At 29.9% G+C, this 1,990-nt stretch carries 1 protein-coding gene and 1 pseudogene; both read right to left on the reverse strand.

Annotation, left to right across the window (positions count from 1 at the left end):
- On the reverse strand, positions 1-1,167 hold a 1,167-nt coding region (locus J3U67_RS08310), incomplete at its 3' end, for a hypothetical protein (RefSeq protein WP_267404731.1).
- Positions 1,168-1,728: 561 nt separating this feature from the next.
- A pseudogene (locus tag J3U67_RS08315) lies at positions 1,729-1,990 on the reverse strand (hypothetical protein); the annotation flags it as partial.

Here is a 1,990-nt window from a genome sequence, read left to right on the forward strand (position 1 = left end):
ATGGGTGTTCAGTGTTAGCCAGTATATAAATGATTTACCCTGTGCAGATTTATTGGCAGCTGATACATCATGCACAATATTATAATCACAAGCTCCGGGGAATGAATAACAAAGTTTTATATTACTAAAATGTGGATAAAAATGTGCATCTTGCAAACCCATATACGGATACCATTCTTTACGGTTATACATCTTAGAAGAGGATCCATGAAAAGCTTGTATATCGTAACCTTGTTTTTGTAATCTTACCGGAACACATTTTTTGAACTTATCAAACGGGCCTAGTTTAAAATTGGAACTTTTGGCTTTCAAATCACATAACTCTCGCAGCTCCCCCATTATGGTACTGTGGAGTGCTGGATTTTCACCCTGAGCAATTAGTTTTACAATGGGCAAATTCAGCAAAGGTGCTTTTACCGATGAATTAATAGCGCCATGTTCAGGTACAAAAGTACCCCATGATTCATTTAAAATGAATAGTATTTTTTTGGGGGGATGCTGCAAATTAATCTGTTTTTGTAACACACCTCCATGTGGCCAATCGTAAAACTCAGGGTTGACTTTTCTGAGCCAAAAAATTTGCATATTATATTTATAATTTTGAATAGTTTCGTAGTAACTGCCCCACCAACCAGTAGTCTTATAGCGATCAGAAAGATTAGTACCACGATAATCGTAAAAGCAAAATACAAACAATAAATATAATATAGATAATGGTAGAATCATTTGCGTTGTAACAAAACGAACCAAATATTTGAAAATTAGAAATAAACTTAATATCAGATAACCAAAAATTAATCCTAAAATTATCCAATATAATTTTGGAGCTTGGGGAAGAAAATAAAGTAACCCAATGAATTCTGATAAATTTTCATAACGATAAAATTGCTTAATCCAATACAAAATGTCAAATATATAAATGCAAACGTAGGAGATGGTAAATAATAATATTGACCAATTTTTTCGCAAACACAATAATGGAATAATCCAAACGTATTCCAATACAACCACATACCGCTGGGAGTGAATCAATGCGTGTGATAACCAGAAAAAACCATTATTTATAATTAGATAAAAAGCGATAAAAAGCCATAACCGAAAAGAAAAATACTTATTAAATATATGTATTACTTTGGAAAATAAAGGGAAATGTACTTCAATATTCATCAATATTTCTTATATAAAGTTTAAATATGATCACATATAAATGAAATTTTCATAAATGATATCATATGAAAATTAAGACTGAAAATATATTTTGGATATTTACATTAATTCGAATATTTACTGACATTACGTACAAATATTTCCCCCCAATAAAACAATAAAGTAAAATCTAAAATAATATTAGTAAATATTATTTTAGAAAAAGATTGTCTATCAAAATTTTATCAGACTATAAATTTCAATACTTTAATTTAGAAAATATCTGTAATTTCATTATCGTTTATAGTAAATTGCAATGTACAAACCCACTGGCTCCCAGTACCCATTTCTATAGTCAAAATCTTTTAAAATATATAAATTTTTTATAACATTAAGGCATCAATAAGAATATTGGGCGAAGGATTTTTTTACCCATACTTTTGCTTCAAATAATTTTTGCAACTATTATGGATTTGGAAATTTAAAAATTAAAGGCGATAAAAACTGTAAGGTACCCTTTATTACTAATTTAGAAGTAATTACACAGGTTACCTTACAAAATTTAGTTAAATATAAACTATTTCAATTTACTCGTACGTGAATATATGGCACAGAATCAGGCTTAAAACTGTCTTTATATTTATCTAACATAATAGGAGGGCTATGATCACCTACAACTACGATGTCAGTGTCCTTAAATCCTCCGGCTTTGATTTCATCAGCAAGTACCTGAAAAAACTGATGTTGAAGATTCAAATTCCGACATGCTTCTTGTCTTCCATTAAATAATGGCTGATGGCAATCATAAGTATTCGCTCCCAACATATCCAGCTCAGAATAAGGA

It is taken from the genome of Snodgrassella sp. B3837 (genome assembly GCF_026535955.1).
Taxonomy (GTDB): Bacteria; Pseudomonadota; Gammaproteobacteria; order Burkholderiales; family Neisseriaceae; genus Snodgrassella; species Snodgrassella alvi_E.